Below are 16,825 nucleotides of genomic sequence, written 5' to 3'. Positions count from 1 at the left end.
AATTGATGTTTAGTGGGTTAGTAGTTGGTTGGAATAAGAAATTCAAAATTCTATGAAGGCCTAATCTACTAAGGAAAGACTTAACCCAATAGAGGAAGGAAGACAAAAGATGGAGACAATAAAAGTGAACGAAAGAATTTTCCTTTCATCGCCACATATGAGTGATGAAGGTTATGAAATGGAATACGTAAAGGAAGCTTTTGATACAAATTGGATTGCCCCTCTTGGAGAAAACGTAAATGGGTTTGAAAGAGAACTAGCGGAAAAAGTTGGCTCTAAAGCTGCTGCAGCATTATCATCTGGAACGGCTGCGATACACTTAGCTTTAAAAGCTGCAGGTGTTGGTGAAGGAGACATCGTGTTTTGTTCGACTCTGACATTTTCAGCTACAGCTAATCCAATTATCTATCAAAATGCAATTCCTGTATTTATTGATAGTGATTATGAAACGTGGAATATGTGTCCCGATGCTTTGGAAGAAGCATTTCAAAAGTATCCTGAAGTAAAAGCAGTAGTTCTGGTACACTTATATGGTTTGTCTGCTGATATGGATAAAATCGTAGAACTATGTAAGAAGAATAATGTTGTATTAATAGAAGATGCTGCTGAAAGTTTAGGAACTTACTACAAAGGTAAGCATACTGGAACGTTTGGCGATTATGGCATCTTCTCTTTTAATGGAAACAAAATCATCACTACTTCCGGTGGTGGTATGCTTGTTTCTAATAATGAAGAGAGAATTGCTAAGGCTAGGTTTTGGGCTACTCAATCTAGGGATCAAGCAAGGCACTATCAGCATAGCGAATTAGGGTTTAATTATCGTATGAGTAATGTTGTTGCTGGGATTGGTAGAGGTCAGCTTAAGGTTTTAGATCAGAGAGTTGAGAAGAAGAGATATATTTATGAGTATTATAAGAGGGCACTTGGTGGGCTTGAAGGTGTTGAGTTTATGCCTAGTAATGAGTGGGATGAACCGAATTATTGGTTAAGTTCGATGGCATTGACTGGTAAAGTGAGACCGATCGATATATTTGAAGCGTTGGAAGATGAGAATATTGAATCAAGGCCGATATGGAAGCCAATGCATATGCAGCCGTTTTTTGAGAAGTATGATTTTGTAGGGACGAATGTATCGGAGATGTTGTTTGAGGATGGTGTATGCTTGCCGTCTGATACGAAGATGACGGATGTACAGTTGGCGAAAATTGTTGAAATTATAAAAGGATTGTGGTTAATAAAATGAGAGTTTTAAATTTATTTTTTAAACGTTTGATCGATTTTTTCGGAAGCTTGATCGGGGTAATTTTTTTTTTCCCAATTCTTGTCATTATCGCACTATCTATTAAGTTAACTTCAAAAGGCCCTGTGTTTTTTAAACAAGAACGATTGGGGATGAATGGTAAAGTTTTTAAGATTATTAAATTTAGAACAATGGTTGTTAATGCTGAAAAAATTGGTGATGGATTAACAGTAAAAAATAATAATGATAATCGGATAACTAAGGTAGGTAAGACCCTCCGTGCAACAAGTCTTGACGAGCTACCCCAATTATTTAATGTAATAGCAGGACAAATGAGCCTAGTAGGCCCACGTCCACCGGTAACGTACTATCCTTACGATGGATTTGAAAATTATCCTGATTGGGCCAAAAAACGTTTTACAGTGCGCCCTGGGGTAACAGGATTAACGCAAGTAACTGTTAGAAACTCAGTAAGTTGGGATGACCGTATTACTGTAGATAATAAATACATTGATGCATTTAATGTATGGTTCGATATTAAAATAATATTTCAAACAGTAATTAAACTTTTAAAGTCTGAAAATATTTATATGGAATCGGATAAAAAATCTACAAAAAGGTCTATATAAAGGCTGCAGTATTACAAGTGAAAGTGGTGAGAATGTGATTAAAGGAGAAAAAATATATCTTAGGCCGATTCTTAAGCAAGATATAATGTTTTTAAATGAGTGGAAAAATGATGAAGAAACCTATCAATATTTAGGTGGAGGGTTTATGCCAACATCTATAGATCAACACGAAAAGTGGATGGACTCATTGATAGATACTACAGGTAATAATAAGCGATTTATTATTTGTGATAATGAAAACCTACCAATTGGAATGGTAGGTTTATATAGTATTAATTGGATTCATCGTACCTGTGAAATAGGCCTTTACATTGGAAACAAAAGCACCCAGGGTAGAGGATACGGAAAAGAATCATGTAGATTAATCGAGCAGTTTGCGAAAGAGTATTTAAACTTAAGGAAAATAAAATTAAATGTTGTATTTGATAATAAATCAGCTACACATATGTGGCACTCCCTAGGTTATGAAAAAGTAGGAATATTTAAAGATGAACGATTTATTAAAGGTGAATATAAGGATTTAGTATTAATGGAAAAATTCATTTGATTATAACGATGTAGCTAATTAAATCAGTTGAATTTTATAACATTTGGGAGGATCTAACGAATGGGAAACGATTTAAATATACTAATATTAAGCTGCGGGACAAGAAATAAAATTGTACAGTACTTTAAAAAGGAACTAGGCAGCAATGGGCTTGTTATTGCTACTGATTGTAGCGATTTGGCACCGGCTTTATATGAAGCAGACAAACATTTTATTGTCCCAAGAATGGGAGATGAGGGATACCTAGATGTTATTCTTTCTATTTGCAAGGAGAATAATATTAAAGCCGTCTTATCATTGATAGATCCTGAACTTAGTCTTCTCGCAGAACACAAGCAAGCATTTCTAGATATTGGTACGATGCCTATTATCTCAGATTCGGATGTAGTTGATATGTGTTTTGACAAGTACAAAATGTTTGAGTTTTTGGTTCAGAATGGTTTCCAAACTGTTAAAAGTTATGTAGACAAAGAGCAGTTTTATATGGATGTGGAAGCCGGAATTATTAACTATCCAGTATTTGTAAAGCCTGTGCAAGGGAGCGCAAGTATCAATATAAGTAAGGTTACCTCCAAAGAAGAAATTGAACTATTATTTAGTAGATTTGATAATTTAATGATTCAAGAGTTTATGGACGGAACTGAATACGGAGCAGATGTTTATATCGACATGATTTCTGGTGAACCGGTATCGATATTTACAAAGGTGAAATTAAAAATGAGGGCCGGTGAAACTGATAAGTCTGTCTCGATTAAAGATAAACAGTTGTTCGAACTAATTAAGAAGTTCGTAAAGGTGATTGGATTTAAAGGTATTATTGATATAGATATTTTTAAAATTAAAGGTGAATATTATATCTCTGAAGTTAACCCACGTTTTGGTGGAGGTTACCCACATGCTTATGAAAGTGGGATAAACATGCCAGAAATGATTATTAATAATATAAACGGAAATATGAATGTAAATGTAATTGGCGAATATGAAGAAGGAATTAATATGATGAAGTTTAATGAAATAAAAGTCATGAGGAATAAAGTAATTGCCTTCAGATAATGCTGAAACTAGGGTGAAAAAATGAATATTTTATTTTTATCAATTGGTCGTTTAAATGATTTGGAATTCAGAGGAATATATACTGATTTGCTAAGACAGTTTAGAGATAAAGGGCATAAGGTGTATGCTGTTAGTCCAATAGAAAAAAGGTTGAAAAAACCGACAGAGTATGTAAATGAAAATGGAGTACAGTTTCTTAGAGTTAGAATTGGAAATATAACCAAAACTAATGTCATTGAAAAAGGTATTTCAACTATAATGATTGAAAATCTATTCTTAAAAGCAATTAAAAAATATATGAGAGATATAAAGTTTGATTTAGTAATCTATTCAACTCCACCGATAACATTTGGAAAAGTGATTAGCTATGTAAAAAAAAGGGATAATGCAAAATCATACCTTTTGTTAAAAGATATTTTCCCTCAAAATGCTGTTGATTTAAATATGTTTAGCAAAACTAGTCTGATATATAAATATTTCAGGCTTAAAGAAAAACAGCTGTATGCTCACTCAGACTTTATTGGATGTATGTCACAGGCAAATGTGGATTTTGTCTTGAATAATAATACTGAAGTTCCTATTGATACAGTTGAGGTTTGCCCGAATAGTATAGAGCCTTTAACGATAGAAAAGGATGAAACCAAGATTAGAAGAATCAGGCAAAAATACAATATACCTATTGACAAAACTGTATTTGTATATGGAGGAAATCTTGGAAAACCTCAAGGTATTGATTTCTTAATTGAGTGTTTAAAGGATAATAAAGATAATAATCAAGTTTATTTTGTTATTGCTGGGTCAGGTACAGAGTTTAATAAACTTAAAAGCTTTTTTAATAGTAAAAAGCTGACTAATGCACAGTTATTTGCTCAACTACCAAAAGATGAATATGAAGTTCTAGTAAATTCATGTGATGTAGGATTGATTTTTCTAGACAAACGCTTTACTATACCAAATTTCCCATCGAGACTCTTATCTTATATGCAGGCTTCAATGCCAGTGCTTGCAACTACAGATCCTAACACTGATATCGGGGAAGTAATTGAGGATGGCCATTTTGGGTATTGGTGTGAAAGTAGTGATGTAGAAGAGTTTAACAGAAAACTAAATAGGTTATGTGACCCAGAATTAAGAAGTACTATGGGAGAAAATGCAAGGAAGTATTTAGAGAATAATTATACAGCAAAGCACTCATATGAAATTATAATGAAACATTTTAAATAAACTGAAAGAGGTTATATTATATGTTTGAAAATAAAACACTATTAATTACAGGTGGTACAGGTTCTTTTGGGAATGCTGTAATGAATAGATTTTTAGATACCGATATAAAAGAAATACGAATATTCTCTCGTGACGAAAAGAAACAAGATGACATGAGAAAGTTATACAAAAATGATAAGCTCAAATTTTATTTAGGTGACGTAAGAGATTTAAGTAGTGTGAAAAACGCTATGTATGGCGTCGATTACGTTTTTCATGCAGCTGCTCTTAAACAAGTTCCATCTTGTGAATTTTTCCCATTAGAAGCTGTAAAAACAAATGTAATCGGGACGGAAAACGTTCTTACAGCTTCTATTGAAAGTGGTGTTAAGAAAGTGATTTGCTTGTCTACAGATAAAGCAGCTTATCCTATTAATGCTATGGGTATCTCAAAAGCAATGATGGAAAAAGTGTTTGTAGCTAAGGCAAAGACAGTTGATCCAGAAAAAACACTTATTTGTGGAACACGCTACGGAAATGTTATGGCATCTAGAGGTTCTGTAATTCCTCTATTTATCGAACAAATTAAAAATGGTCACCCAATTACCATTACAGACCCTAGTATGACTAGATTTCTAATGAGTCTTGAAGAAGCAGTCGAATTAGTAGTGTTTGCATTCCAAAATGCTCAAGCAGGAGATATTATGGTTCAAAAGTCTCCAGCTTCTACTATCGGTGATCTAGCAATAGCACTTAAAGAATTATTCAATGCAGATAATGAAATAAAAATTATTGGTACACGTCATGGAGAAAAGTTATATGAAACTCTACTTACTAGAGAAGAACACGTAGTTGCACAGGATTTAGGTGGATTTTACCGTGTTCCTGCTGATACAAGAGATCTGAACTATGACAAGTATTTTGTAGAAGGTGATCAGAAATTATCTATGGAAGAGGAATACAATTCTCATAATACAGATCGATTAATTATCGAACAAATTAAAGAAAAGTTATTAGAACTTGACTATGTTCAAAATGAGCTGAAAGGTTTGGTTTATTCATGAAGATTCTAGTTACAGGTGCAAAAGGTTTCATCGGTAAGAACCTAATAGCAGAATTAAGAAATCAAAACTACACTGACATCTTTGAATATTGTAAGGAAACAAATCCTGAGCAACTCGACCAATATTGTAGAGAAGCAGACTTTGTTTTTCACCTTGCAGGAGTTAACCGTCCAAAGGATCAATCCGAGTTCATGGATGGTAACTATGGATTGACATCAACTCTATTAGAAACGTTGAAAAAATACCAAAATACTTGTCCTGTCATGATTTCTTCATCTATCCAAGCTAATCTAGAAAATCCTTATGGTATTAGCAAAAAAGCTGGTGAAGACTTACTTTTTCAATACAGTAAAGAAACTCGAGCTAAAGTACTTGTCTATCGTTTTCCAAATGTATTCGGTAAATGGTGTAAACCAAATTACAACAGTGCTGTAGTGACATTCTGTCATAACATTGCTCGTGAATTGCCGATTACTGTGAACGATCCTAGTGTTGTAATGAACCTAGTTTATATAGATGATGTAGTTGAAGAATTGATAAGAGCATTAAACGGTAATGAAAACAAAGTTGGCGGTTTCTGTGAAGTACCAGTTGTTCACACTATTACTCTTGGTGAAATTGTTGATTTAATGAAATCATTCAAAAATAGCCGTGAAGAGCGATCTATTCCAGACATGTCTAATTCATTTACGAAAAAATTATATAGTACGTATTTGAGTTACTTACCAGAAGATAAATTCAGTTATGACCTTAAGATGAATGTCGACCAAAGAGGTTCTTTTACAGAGTTTATTAAGACAGCAGAAAGAGGGCAAGTTTCTGTTAATATATCTAAACCCGGTATAACGAAAGGAAACCATTGGCATCATACAAAGAATGAGAAGTTTCTTGTGGTAAGTGGAAAAGGAGTAATTCGGTTTAGAAAAATTGGCTCAGATAAAGTCATCGAATATTTTGTCAGTGGAGAAAGATTAGAAGTAGTTGATATACCTACTGGCTATACACATAATATTGAAAACCTAGGAGATAACGATATGGTTACAATTATGTGGGCAAATGAATTTTTTGATCCTGAAAAGCCAGATACCTATTTCTTGGAGGTTTAAATTAATGGAAAAGTTAAAAGTTATGACAGTAGTAGGTACGAGACCAGAAATTATTAGACTATCAGCTGTTATAAATAAATTAGAAGAATCGAATGCAATTGAACATACTCTTGTCCATACAGGGCAAAATTACGATTATGAATTAAATGAAGTATTTTTTAATGATTTTAATTTAAAAAAACCAGATTATTTTCTTAATGCAGCTACTGGAACAGCAGTAGAAACGATAGGGAATATCCTAGTTAAGATTGATCCTATTATGGAAGAGGTAAAACCTGATGCTTTTCTAGTACTCGGAGATACAAATAGTTGCCTATGTGCCATAGCTGCTAAGAGAAGACACATTCCAATTTTCCATATGGAAGCTGGAAATAGATGCTTTGATCAAAGAGTACCTGAAGAAACAAACAGAAAAATTGTTGATCATACAGCTGACATTAATTTAACGTATAGTGATATTGCTAGAGAATACCTTCTCAGAGAAGGATTCCCGTCAGATAGAATCATTAAGACTGGAAGCCCTATGTTTGAAGTTCTTAACTCAAGAAAAGTTGATATAGAGAAATCTGATGTACTAGAGAGATTGGAACTTACAGAAGGAGAATATTTTGTAGTATCAGCTCATAGAGAAGAGAATATTAATTCGGAAACTAATTTCCTAGACCTAGTTGATAGTTTAAACGCGATTGCAGAAACGTATAAATTGCCTGTCATAGTAAGTGCACACCCTAGAACTAGAAATATGATTAATTCAAAAGGAATTAAGTTTGACCCATTAGTAAAAACAATGAAGCCCTTAGGGTTTAATGATTACGTAAAGCTTCAAGTCAAAGCAAAAGCGGTACTTAGTGATAGTGGAACTATTAGTGAGGAATCGTCTATTCTTGGATTTAGAGGGCTTAATATCAGACAAGCTCATGAAAGACCAGAAGCGATGGAAGAAGCCTCAGTGATGATGGTGGGACTTAAGAAAGAAAGAATCCTTCAAGGATTAGAGGTTTTAGAAACACAAGAAAAAACTACGTTGAGGCTTGTTGGAGATTATAGTATGCCAAATGTGTCTGATAAGGTACTAAGAATAATTTTGTCTTACACCGATTACGTTAATAGGGTTGTTTGGGGGAAATAGCATGAAAAAGAAGGTATTAATCATGGCTGGCTATTATGTCCCAAGTATAAAAGGTGGTGGACCTATACAGTCTATTAAAAATTTGGTAGATAGTCTATCAGATAAAATTGATTTTTATATAGTTGCTGCTGATCGGGACCTAGGTGATAGTGAACCATTTAGCGATATAAAAATTGATGAGTGGGTAGAATTTGGTAAGGCGAAGGTTTTTTATACTAACCCATCAGAGTTAACGTGGCAGAAAACTTCGAAAATTATTAAAAATGTGGATTGTGATGCTATTTATTTAAATAGCTTTTTCTCATTTAAATATAGCATTGTTCCAATGTTGTTAAAAAAGGCAAAGATCATACCTAGAATTCCTGTTGTTATTGCTCCAAGAGGGGAATTTTCTCCTGGAGCACTTGAATTAAAAAGTAAAAAAAAGACATTATATTTAAGTATAGCTAAAGCGTTGAGGATATATAACGATGTAGTTTGGCACGGAACAGCTGAAATAGAAAGGACTCATATTAAACAGGCGTTTAGTAATGCTCCAAAGATTATTGTTGCAAATAATTTGACTCCAGACTATAGTATGCTTAACTATGAAAAGAAGGTTGAAAAGAAAACAGGTGAATTGGAGATTATATTTGTTTCTAGGATACATCCTAAAAAAAATCTAATAAAAGCTATTGAATTATTAAAAAAAACTGATGGAAAAATAAAATTTAATATATACGGACCTATAGAAGACAAAGCATATTGGGAAAAATGTGAAAAAGCAGTAGTAGAATTACCTCCAAATATTAAGGTTTTATATAAAGGAATATTAGGGCGCGATCAAATCAGGAACGCATTTATGGGAAATCACATTTTCCTTTTCCCTACTTTAGGTGAAAATTTTGGACACGTAATTTCTGAAGCACTAATAGGTGGTTGTCCAGTAATAATAAGTGATCAAACCCCATGGACTAATCTAGAAAAAAAGAGTATTGGTTGGGACATACCCCTTAAAAATGATGATAAGTTTATTGAAGCATTAAATTATTGTGTCGGTCTAGATCAAGATGAATATGAAACTCTTGCAAAGAGAGCTTTTACTTATGGAAAAGAAGGTTCTGAAAACTTGAATGATAAAAAAGATACGATGAAACTGTTTAACATAAAATTTTAGCTCGATTTACTAGGATATTCAATTAGAAGTATTTTTGTAATAAAAGATTTATAATGATTTAGTGGCCATTAAAAATCAATACTATTAGTTATAAAGATCGATTTTAAGGTAAGGTTTCCGATTTCAAATAATAAAGGTGAAACTTAATGAAGAATAGATATAATATTTTATCATTCAAAGAGAACTTTTCATGGTCTCTTTTATCTAGTTTTATTTTTGCATTTAGTCAGTGGCTAATCATATCAATATTGGCCAAGTTTGGTAGTGTAGAAATGGTGGGGCTTTACTCTTTAGGATTAGCAATTACAGCACCCATTTTTTTGTTCTTATTAATGAATTTAAGAGTTGTTGTAGCTACTGATGCATCAGAAGCAAGAGATTTTAGTAATTATTTAAAGTTTAGAGTAGTTACTACTTCTATAGCTTTCTTCATGGTCTTTTTAATTACTTTATTATTTAATTTTAGTTGGGAATACAAAATAATAATTAATTTAATTGCCCTCGTTAAATTAGTAGAATCACTAAGTGATGTGTGCTATGGGAAATTCCAACAAGTAGAGAATATTCGATTAATTGCTATCTCTAAACTTTGGAGAGCACTTTTCTCAATACTTGCTTTCTTCACCGGTCTACTTTTGTTTAATAGTTTAGTGTTTGCTTTGATCGGGCAATTATTGTTATGGATTATTGTATTAATATTCCATGATCTAAAGGTAATTATTGAAAACTCCGATATCAATGTATTTAAAGGAAGAATTTCTAAAAATGAGTTAAAGTCTCTTGCAATCGTTGCTCTTCCTCTCGGGATAACTGCTACTTTAGATTCATTGAATACAAACGTTCCAAGATATTTCATCTCATATTTTCAAGACGAAGAAGCACTAGGGATTTTTGCAGGTATAACATATATTATGATAGTCGGACAGACACTAGTTACTGCCCTTTCGCAGGTAACAATTCCTAGATTTGCTAAGTATTATATTAATGATAAAAAAAACTTCAAAAAACTTCTATATAAATTATTAATGGCTTCAACAATAATTGGATTTATTGGAGTAATATTTGCTCTCTTTTTAGGAGATTTTATTTTATTAGTTTTATATAGTAATGAGTTTGTTGGTTACTCAGATATATTTATACTATCTATGATTGCTGCTGTTTTTTGGTATTCGTCAGGCTTTTTAAATGCTGCTATAATGTCCACTAGAAAATTTAAAGTGCAGGTGCCAATTTTTATATGTACAGTTATAATGACTACTTTTGCATCTTTATTACTGATACCTCATCTAGGTTTAACTGGAGCAGCAATAGCATTAATAATTGGTCATTTTACTAGGTTTGTAATTGCAGCTATTACATTAAAAAGGATACTATAGCATTTAATAATATAAAGACGGTGAATTTTATGTATTTAATTTTGGCAATGGCTTTTTTAGTAGTATTTTTAAGCCCATTAGCTCTGGTGAAGAAAGGTAATGGAGATATTTTTAATCCATTAAAAATAAATGCAATGCTTCACATTTTAACAGTGGTACCCTATCTTTTAATATTTCAATTTAATCAAGAGATACTTGGTGAAGGTTTATTAACGCGTTTTGCAGATATTGATGTTCTTTTTTTAAAATACTTTATCTTACAGAGTCTTAGTTATTACTTTATTGTAGGGGGTATTTTTAACAAACAGTCAATACAATTCGCAAAAAAAATACCGAGCTTTAATTATGAGATATCTCCTAATAGGTATACACTAACTGTTATTATATCTTTTACTATAGGACTAGCTTCATACTTTTATCTTATGTCACAAATAGGTGGTATGTCTTTTTTCTTAGATAATATTCAAGCACGAGCATCACTAACGCAAGGGCTGGGTTATCACTCCCTTCTTATACAATTTATGACCTTTGGAGCTTTGTTATTATTGTATACATTTAGGTTTAAAGTTGGATTTTTTAAAGTCTTAATAGTATTTATACTACTAAGTCTAACGATTGTACTTGAATCAATGTTTGGAGGTAGAAAGGATAGTGTTTATCTAATCTTTTTTGCTGTTTTAATATATCATTATACTTATAAAAGGATTAAAGTGATAAACTGGAAACTTGTAATTCCAATTTCTATCGTTACATTATACTTTATTACAATGCCTTTACTTAGAGTTGATGGAGCAATTGAGTATTATTCTTCCAATCCAACAGAATTAATAAGTGATGCATTTGAAAGTCCAGTTGATCAAATTAATAGTTTTAGTTATGTACGACATTACTTGCTAGTAATTGATGAGTTTGATTACAATAATATTTGGCTCGGTAGAACCTATTTAGATATGCTTTATACCCCGATACCAAGAACATATTTTCAAGCTAAACCACCTATTGATGATGGAGTATATTTAAGATCAATAGTTGCAGGATATGATGTTTATCCTAATGCTCCATATGATCAGTTATTTCAATCTTCTTGGCCTCCTGAAAGCTTTGGAGCATTGTATATGAACTTTTGGATACCAGGCTTACTCATAGGAATGTATTTACTAGGATTTATTTATCGTACTTTATATGAATTTATGGTTAAGTCGAAATACGATTTTTTTTCCACAATGCTTTATGGATTCATGGTGATTAATTTCCAGTTAAGTAATTTGCGCATAGTGCAAGCAATAACATTTATAATGATACTATTATTGTTTAGTATTATTTTCCTGCAGATTAGGAAATCCACAAAAAAACTAGCTAGTATATAAGCCTACTTTCCATAGAACCCTCTTGTAAAAGAGGGTTTGTTGTTGATTTAAATAAGTAGTTTTTGATTATTAATATTAATTCAAGTAAAGGTGAATTTCTGATTATATGTTTTAATAATGAAAATAACAATTGCAGGTACAGGCTATGTTGGTCTTTCTAATGCGGTATTATTATTGGCTCAGCATAATGAAGTCATAGCTTAGGAAGCATGGGGGCGGTTCGAGACCGGTGAAAAACTACCGTTTATAGTTAGCCATTTTCTCCTTCAATTAAAAAATTAAGTTCAAAACTTAAAATCCAATAAGTTTTTAGTCATTTTAACTTTGAAGGGGGAAAACCTTACGGTTTTCTCCTTTCTCCTAAGATATCATCGCTGCTATTCTTTTTAAATTGACCGCTATTGCGGCCAATTTAGATTGTTTAGACACACCTAATAGACCATACTCCCTAGCTAGCACGAGATAGGCCATGAAATCTTTTGAGCTCCGCGTTCTTTCCTTCAATTGAAGCTCTTTTTTTATATACTTTTCTAGAAACTCCTCGGTTTTTTGATACTGAGAAATTTCATAAAACTCTGTTGAGTTTTTACCTACTGTAAGGATTCTTCTTGCCCTTTTTGGGTACACTCGTCCCTTAGTGGCATTCCTTACACTGCTTTAGTTCAAAATAATATTTATAACCTTCTCTTACACCATCCGTGCGATTAGTTTTATAATAGTTCTTGTCCACAGTGGTGTTTCCTTGAATACATTGCCACTCATCTGAATCTTTGTTATATGTATACTGACTCTCATCTATTCAATACAATAATGAACTAACTGGTATAAAGGCTTTTGCTTCTGTTTCTTTTATATCATCTAATATAGACTTCCTAAAATAAGCCTTATCACCATAAACTTCGTCAATCTTAATCCCGGTCTTCTTTGCTTCTGCAAGCATTTCCTTAGCATAGTTTCCATCCATATAAGAGCCACTAGCAGTTCTAACAGAAGTAATAATGCGTTCTTCAGTTGTCATGACAATTTCGGTTTTAAATCCAAAGAAATCTTGCGATTTACATTTGCGTCCAACTCTAGCATTCTCATCTCTAATGGAACGAATTCCTTTTTGATTTATAAACTTCGGATCCTTTAAAATTTGTTTAGCTTTTGCGACTGCTTTATTAGTTTTATCATCTTTATTGTTTGATGCGTCAATTTTTTTGTGTTAGATACATCAAATCGGAGAAACACATAGACGTTATGAGATTGGCCGCCTTTTTTTCGATTGGTGTTATAGGTAGTGAAAAGGCTGAGTGCATTTCCTATACGTAGCATACGTTCAAACGTTGATAGATTCCCCCTTTTATAGATGTTGTTGATTGAACGAGTACAGGGATTGTCGCATGCAGATGCCAGGAACTTTGGCCACTGTTTGGATGCTTGTCTACTTTTTATTCGAAGTGAGAGGAACGGACGAGAGAAACGAACGATGCAGTAGGACGCACGTTGAAGTTGTTTTTCGAGTGTTTTGTATTGGTTGAATGTAATGATTGATCTGATGTGGTGATAGAAAGACCAGCAGCATTCGTGGAGCTGGGGTGAATGGGTTGGGAAGGCATAAATATACTCGTTTGGATTGATTGGCATCGGGATTTTGCTCTGTTGCCAGAAGAATCTGTTGTCGTTGAAGAAGAATTAGAAGAGGTAGGTACGAAGAGTTCTATTGCTGAAACATCTTTCAGTTATAAGGATTAGGTAATAGATACAAATCGACTACCAAATACAGCCTACTGAAATGTTTAATATGATTGCTTAGGCTTGATGCTACTAGTTTTAGGGTTTGTTTTGCTACAATATATTAGACGTTATTACAGTTAATAAATCTATTGCGAGGAGTCCACTTTAGTAGTGGCTCTTTGTCTTTTTGACAAGGTAAGAGAAATTTAAGTGTGCTTTGTAAATGAAACCATTCGAAATTTGTCGAAGGATTAAAGGGGAATTACCATGTACTACATGGTAAAATTAGTAGGACAAAAGTAATGGTGATATCTTTAGAAAGTGAGAAAATGATGAAAGTAATGAAAGAGTTAGATACGTTAACCCAACAACGGTTAGTAGAAATCTTAGAGAATGCGTATAGAAGAGGGATGGAAGAAACAGATGCTAAGCAGTTAGTTGAGGAAATTGCAGCATCTTTAAAGCCCTATGTGAGTAAGGAAAATAAGTAAAGAAAGGCCTAAGCAAGCGATCTTGTAAGCAGGATCTGTTGCTTAGGCTTTTAGTTATAGCTAGATTAGATGAAGAGAGTTGAAGAAAGTCCGTTTTCCCAATGAGTTAGATGTGGCTGAGGTTAGGTGCCTGTGATCAAGCCCTATAAATGGATACTTAAAAAATTCGTTTAATATATAGTATTAATATCGATAGTTAGGTAACGCAAGAGAAGTTTGGATTCCATAAATATTTAAATGCGAAACTGAACGTTTTCTGATGCTCATAACAATAAATTTTACCATTAAATTTTTCACTCGATAAACAATACGCTCTAACTTTATCTGAAACAGGTTTAGTACAAACTGAACAGCTAGATTTTGGGCTAGTCTTTTCTTCATATGTTTTTAATGCATGCTTATGTTCTTCTCTAACTTTTGGGTCAGCAATATTGGCTTTTGAGAAGGCGTGATACATAAATAAAATGTCGCCTTCAGATAGAAGAGGATCCTCGTGATGAATCTTCAATACCGAGACCTTCCGATGGATGAACTCTGACAACTCGATGTCATAAACGATTAGTTCGTTGGAGGCAATTTTACGGTAATCTAGATCTACTTTAAATGTACAACGTTTTGTAAAAGAAACCATGGAGATAAATAGATCATGATACTTTTCATCAATAATAGAAGAGAGTGCTTGTATATGTCCGTAGTTTTGTACGAAAGGATTCATCATTTTAAACTTCCCATTAACCAACCATGTTTTTCGATCTTTTCCGCCATAAATGGTCCCTTGATAGTTTTTCGTTTCAATGACAAAGATACCGTATGGAGTTACGACTATATGGTCAATTTGTGAATATCCTGATCTTGCTTTTGGGTTTGGTACTAGGAGATCGCTTAAATAGCGACAATCCTTAGGTAATTGATCGAGTTGTAGGTCTATTTTATATTCCCCTAACTCACCTTTCCGAGTAGCCGCTTATTCATTGGTTCTTTTAGGTTTTTGAGAACTTGTCTTTTTATTAACTTTTCTAGGTTCTTCTTTTTCCTTTTTCTTTTTAAGGAAACTTAGAAATAATAACATGATCTTCTCCTTAGTAGTTTGTGTCTATTCTTATTGTACATTTTGTAGGTATTATTGACCATATTTAACTGATATGTAATATTATAGGAGGTAAATAAATTAGGAGAAAGGTTGGAAGGGATGAATCAAAAACAGAGAAAGGCTATCTCTAATGGAGTTGCTGTAATATATCTATTAACTGGCTTATTTTTTTATTGGGTTGTTTTTAGTAGTAATAATATTTACATATTTTTTGGGATAGTATTAGCTACACCAGTTGTGGAAGTGCTAGTAAGCTCAATTCTTCCAGGTGGAAAAAATAGCAGAAAGCCAAAAACGAACAAGGTATCGAATAGATTGAGGACTGATGAAGCTATTATCAAAAGTAGGTTAGAAGATTTATCTTGGCGTGAGTTTGAGAGATTATGTTTCCTCTACTATAAGGCTAAGGGATATAAACCGAGGGAAACTGGAGAGGGGGCAGACGGTGGTGTCGACCTTATTATCTACAATCGTTACCACAAAGCTGATGAAGCTATTCAAATTAAACATTACTTAGGTTCAGGTAACCAAATTACTGTAAAACAAATACGGGAACTTAATTCTGCAAAACGCAATCATAAATGTACATTATCAAGGTTTATTACATCGTCTGGTTACACAAGAGATGCGTTAAGGCAAGCTGATGACTATAAGATGGTCTGCCATGATTTGAATTGGGTAAAAAGCAAGATTGTAAAATGGCAGGAGCAGGAACGTAGAAAAGTAGGGTGAAGATGGGGCCGGTTTAATATGCTTCCGCAAGATTAGACAAAGCAGTAGTATGGATAATTTTATTTGAAGAGAGTGGATAGCAAGAATGGAACTTCTAGTTGACTTATGGGAAACAAGTTGGTTTTGGAAATCGGTCATTATATTATCAACCATAACAGTAATCGGCTTACTGGCGTTTCTCTTAACTCTGTCACCTTATTCTTACGTGAAAGATTTAATAGCAATGGAACATAAGGTGCTTTTATCAGGAAAATGGTTTATTTGGGTGAGAAAAGGTAAACAAGAGGAATTATATCAGAGAGCAAAGCGGAAAGTGAGTAGTAAGTATCCAACTGCTTATAACTGGTATATAGTTAGCTCGATTGCTTTGTTCTTATTTAATTTTAGTTTCGGCTGCTTGGTTCTGTTAGGGATTGGCGGTGCCGTTGATAAATATGTGTTTACACCTAATAGTCCAAGTAATGAAATAAATACGAAATACGACGACTACGAAGATGTTTATTACTATGAAAATGATTATGTTGAAGTTCATTACGACGATCACACCCCTGGAATTCACCACGTTCAACCTCATTGGGTAAATGGTTACGAAAGGTCCGATGGTACAATGGTAGATGGATATTGGAGAGGTGGAGAAGACGGTTATTATCGAAGTAACCCTGATGGAAACCCGGATAATAATATTGGGAGTTTTATTAATAGCTTTTTTGATTAGAGGGATTGGAATTAAAGTCGGCTAGGGGTTGGAAGCACGGGGATGATTTGAGGCTGTGAAAACGTCTCGAATCGTCCCCGTTGAATACAGCCAAGGGATTTTACCACCCTTGCCATCTTTTTTACCACTCTCCGCCAGGGAATTTACCACGCTACGCCAACATGTTTACCAAAAAAGCCCTACAGATTAACATTCTAGTAACCTGATA

Annotated in this window: 16 protein-coding genes and 2 pseudogenes; 15 read left to right on the top strand and 3 right to left on the bottom strand. The window is 33.4% G+C overall.

Annotation, left to right across the window (positions count from 1 at the left end; translation table 11 throughout):
* Positions 1-124: 124 nt before the first annotated feature.
* The 11 genes from N0O92_RS08720 (at position 125) to N0O92_RS08670 (ending at position 11,870) form a co-directional block, all read left to right on the top strand.
* Complete coding sequence (locus N0O92_RS08720) at positions 125-1,243, top strand: DegT/DnrJ/EryC1/StrS family aminotransferase (RefSeq protein WP_315614457.1); 1,119 nt, start codon at positions 125-127, stop codon at positions 1,241-1,243.
* A complete protein-coding gene (locus N0O92_RS08715) occupies positions 1,240-1,869 on the top strand; it encodes a sugar transferase (RefSeq protein WP_315614288.1) in 630 nt (209 codons plus the stop codon). Before N0O92_RS08720 ends, N0O92_RS08715 begins: the two co-directional genes overlap by 4 nt.
* 34 nt (positions 1,870-1,903) lie before the next feature.
* Complete coding sequence (locus N0O92_RS08710; protein ID WP_315614287.1) at positions 1,904-2,416, top strand: GNAT family N-acetyltransferase; 513 nt, start codon at positions 1,904-1,906, stop codon at positions 2,414-2,416.
* A gap of 60 nt (positions 2,417-2,476) precedes the next feature.
* Positions 2,477-3,469: an ATP-grasp domain-containing protein gene (locus N0O92_RS08705; protein WP_315614286.1), complete on the top strand. Its 993-nt coding sequence runs from the start codon at positions 2,477-2,479 to the stop codon at positions 3,467-3,469.
* A 21-nt stretch (positions 3,470-3,490) separates the two neighbouring features.
* Complete coding sequence (locus N0O92_RS08700) at positions 3,491-4,693, top strand: glycosyltransferase family 4 protein (protein ID WP_315614285.1); 1,203 nt, start codon at positions 3,491-3,493, stop codon at positions 4,691-4,693.
* Positions 4,694-4,713: 20 nt separating this feature from the next.
* Complete coding sequence (locus tag N0O92_RS08695; protein ID WP_315614284.1) at positions 4,714-5,736, top strand: polysaccharide biosynthesis protein; 1,023 nt, start codon at positions 4,714-4,716, stop codon at positions 5,734-5,736.
* Positions 5,733-6,842 (top strand): capsular polysaccharide biosynthesis protein CapF, encoded by a 1,110-nt coding sequence (locus N0O92_RS08690; protein ID WP_315614283.1) that lies wholly within the window; start codon positions 5,733-5,735, stop codon positions 6,840-6,842. The genes N0O92_RS08695 and N0O92_RS08690 overlap by 4 nt, the downstream gene beginning before the upstream one ends.
* A gap of 4 nt (positions 6,843-6,846) precedes the next feature.
* Entirely contained in the window at positions 6,847-7,971 is a 1,125-nt protein-coding gene (gene wecB / locus N0O92_RS08685; RefSeq protein WP_315614282.1) for a non-hydrolyzing UDP-N-acetylglucosamine 2-epimerase, read from the top strand.
* 1 nt (position 7,972) lies between these two features.
* Complete coding sequence (locus N0O92_RS08680; RefSeq protein WP_315614281.1) at positions 7,973-9,127, top strand: glycosyltransferase family 4 protein; 1,155 nt, start codon at positions 7,973-7,975, stop codon at positions 9,125-9,127.
* Between the two features lie 146 nt (positions 9,128-9,273).
* The gene (locus N0O92_RS08675) at positions 9,274-10,503 is read left to right on the top strand and encodes an oligosaccharide flippase family protein (protein ID WP_315614280.1); all 1,230 of its coding nucleotides are present in this window, start codon (positions 9,274-9,276) and stop codon (positions 10,501-10,503) included.
* Between the two features lie 29 nt (positions 10,504-10,532).
* Positions 10,533-11,870 carry an O-antigen polymerase gene (locus tag N0O92_RS08670; protein WP_315614279.1) on the top strand — a complete coding sequence of 446 codons (1,338 nt, stop codon included), beginning with the start codon at positions 10,533-10,535 and terminating at the stop codon, positions 11,868-11,870.
* A gap of 363 nt (positions 11,871-12,233) precedes the next feature.
* On the opposite strand, the pseudogene N0O92_RS08665 reads toward N0O92_RS08670, so the two are convergent.
* Together N0O92_RS08665 and N0O92_RS08660 are read right to left on the bottom strand one after the other, a co-directional pair.
* Positions 12,234-13,017, bottom strand: a pseudogene (locus tag N0O92_RS08665) (transposase); the annotation flags it as partial.
* Complete coding sequence (locus N0O92_RS08660) at positions 13,002-13,499, bottom strand: competence protein ComK (RefSeq protein WP_315614278.1); 498 nt, start codon at positions 13,497-13,499, stop codon at positions 13,002-13,004. The gene N0O92_RS08660 and the pseudogene N0O92_RS08665, both read right to left, overlap by 16 nt.
* Here N0O92_RS08660 and N0O92_RS08655 point away from each other — a divergent pair.
* Entirely contained in the window at positions 13,455-13,607 is a 153-nt protein-coding gene (locus tag N0O92_RS08655; protein ID WP_315614461.1) for a hypothetical protein, read from the top strand. The genes N0O92_RS08660 and N0O92_RS08655 overlap by 45 nt on opposite strands.
* 284 nt (positions 13,608-13,891) lie before the next feature.
* Positions 13,892-14,080 (top strand): YwzD family small protein, encoded by a 189-nt coding sequence (locus tag N0O92_RS08650; RefSeq protein WP_315614277.1) that lies wholly within the window; start codon positions 13,892-13,894, stop codon positions 14,078-14,080.
* Positions 14,081-14,276: 196 nt separating this feature from the next.
* Here N0O92_RS08650 and N0O92_RS08645 read toward each other — a convergent pair.
* Positions 14,277-15,020 (bottom strand): annotated as a pseudogene (locus N0O92_RS08645) (nuclease-related domain-containing protein); the annotation flags it as partial.
* A gap of 249 nt (positions 15,021-15,269) precedes the next feature.
* Here N0O92_RS08645 and N0O92_RS08640 point away from each other — a divergent pair.
* A complete protein-coding gene (locus N0O92_RS08640; RefSeq protein WP_315614276.1) occupies positions 15,270-15,902 on the top strand; it encodes a restriction endonuclease in 633 nt (210 codons plus the stop codon).
* An 85-nt stretch (positions 15,903-15,987) separates the two neighbouring features.
* Positions 15,988-16,617 (top strand): hypothetical protein, encoded by a 630-nt coding sequence (locus tag N0O92_RS08635; protein ID WP_315614275.1) that lies wholly within the window; start codon positions 15,988-15,990, stop codon positions 16,615-16,617.
* Positions 16,618-16,825: the final 208 nt, after the last annotated feature.

This window comes from Alkalihalobacillus sp. MEB130, from assembly GCF_032335535.1.
In the GTDB taxonomy this organism is placed as follows: domain Bacteria; phylum Bacillota; class Bacilli; order Bacillales; family Bacillaceae_D; genus Halalkalibacter.
Note: the sequence above shows the minus strand (reverse complement) of the source record. Positions and strands in the feature narration are given on the sequence as shown.

Coding starts and splice junctions, on each gene's coding strand:
- N0O92_RS08715 (WP_315614288.1), top strand. CDS start 1,240: ATGAGAGTTTTAAATTTATTTTTTAAACGTTTGATCGATTTTTTCGGA.
- N0O92_RS08705 (WP_315614286.1), top strand. CDS start 2,477: ATGGGAAACGATTTAAATATACTAATATTAAGCTGCGGGACAAGAAAT.
- N0O92_RS08700 (WP_315614285.1), top strand. CDS start 3,491: ATGAATATTTTATTTTTATCAATTGGTCGTTTAAATGATTTGGAATTC.
- N0O92_RS08695 (WP_315614284.1), top strand. CDS start 4,714: ATGTTTGAAAATAAAACACTATTAATTACAGGTGGTACAGGTTCTTTT.
- N0O92_RS08690 (WP_315614283.1), top strand. CDS start 5,733: ATGAAGATTCTAGTTACAGGTGCAAAAGGTTTCATCGGTAAGAACCTA.
- wecB (WP_315614282.1), top strand. CDS start 6,847: ATGGAAAAGTTAAAAGTTATGACAGTAGTAGGTACGAGACCAGAAATT.
- N0O92_RS08680 (WP_315614281.1), top strand. CDS start 7,973: ATGAAAAAGAAGGTATTAATCATGGCTGGCTATTATGTCCCAAGTATA.
- N0O92_RS08675 (WP_315614280.1), top strand. CDS start 9,274: ATGAAGAATAGATATAATATTTTATCATTCAAAGAGAACTTTTCATGG.
- N0O92_RS08670 (WP_315614279.1), top strand. CDS start 10,533: ATGTATTTAATTTTGGCAATGGCTTTTTTAGTAGTATTTTTAAGCCCA.
- N0O92_RS08655 (WP_315614461.1), top strand. CDS start 13,455: ATGGGTTGGGAAGGCATAAATATACTCGTTTGGATTGATTGGCATCGG.
- N0O92_RS08660 (WP_315614278.1), bottom strand. CDS start 13,499: ATGCCAATCAATCCAAACGAGTATATTTATGCCTTCCCAACCCATTCA.
- N0O92_RS08650 (WP_315614277.1), top strand. CDS start 13,892: ATGGTGATATCTTTAGAAAGTGAGAAAATGATGAAAGTAATGAAAGAG.
- N0O92_RS08640 (WP_315614276.1), top strand. CDS start 15,270: ATGAATCAAAAACAGAGAAAGGCTATCTCTAATGGAGTTGCTGTAATA.
- N0O92_RS08635 (WP_315614275.1), top strand. CDS start 15,988: ATGGAACTTCTAGTTGACTTATGGGAAACAAGTTGGTTTTGGAAATCG.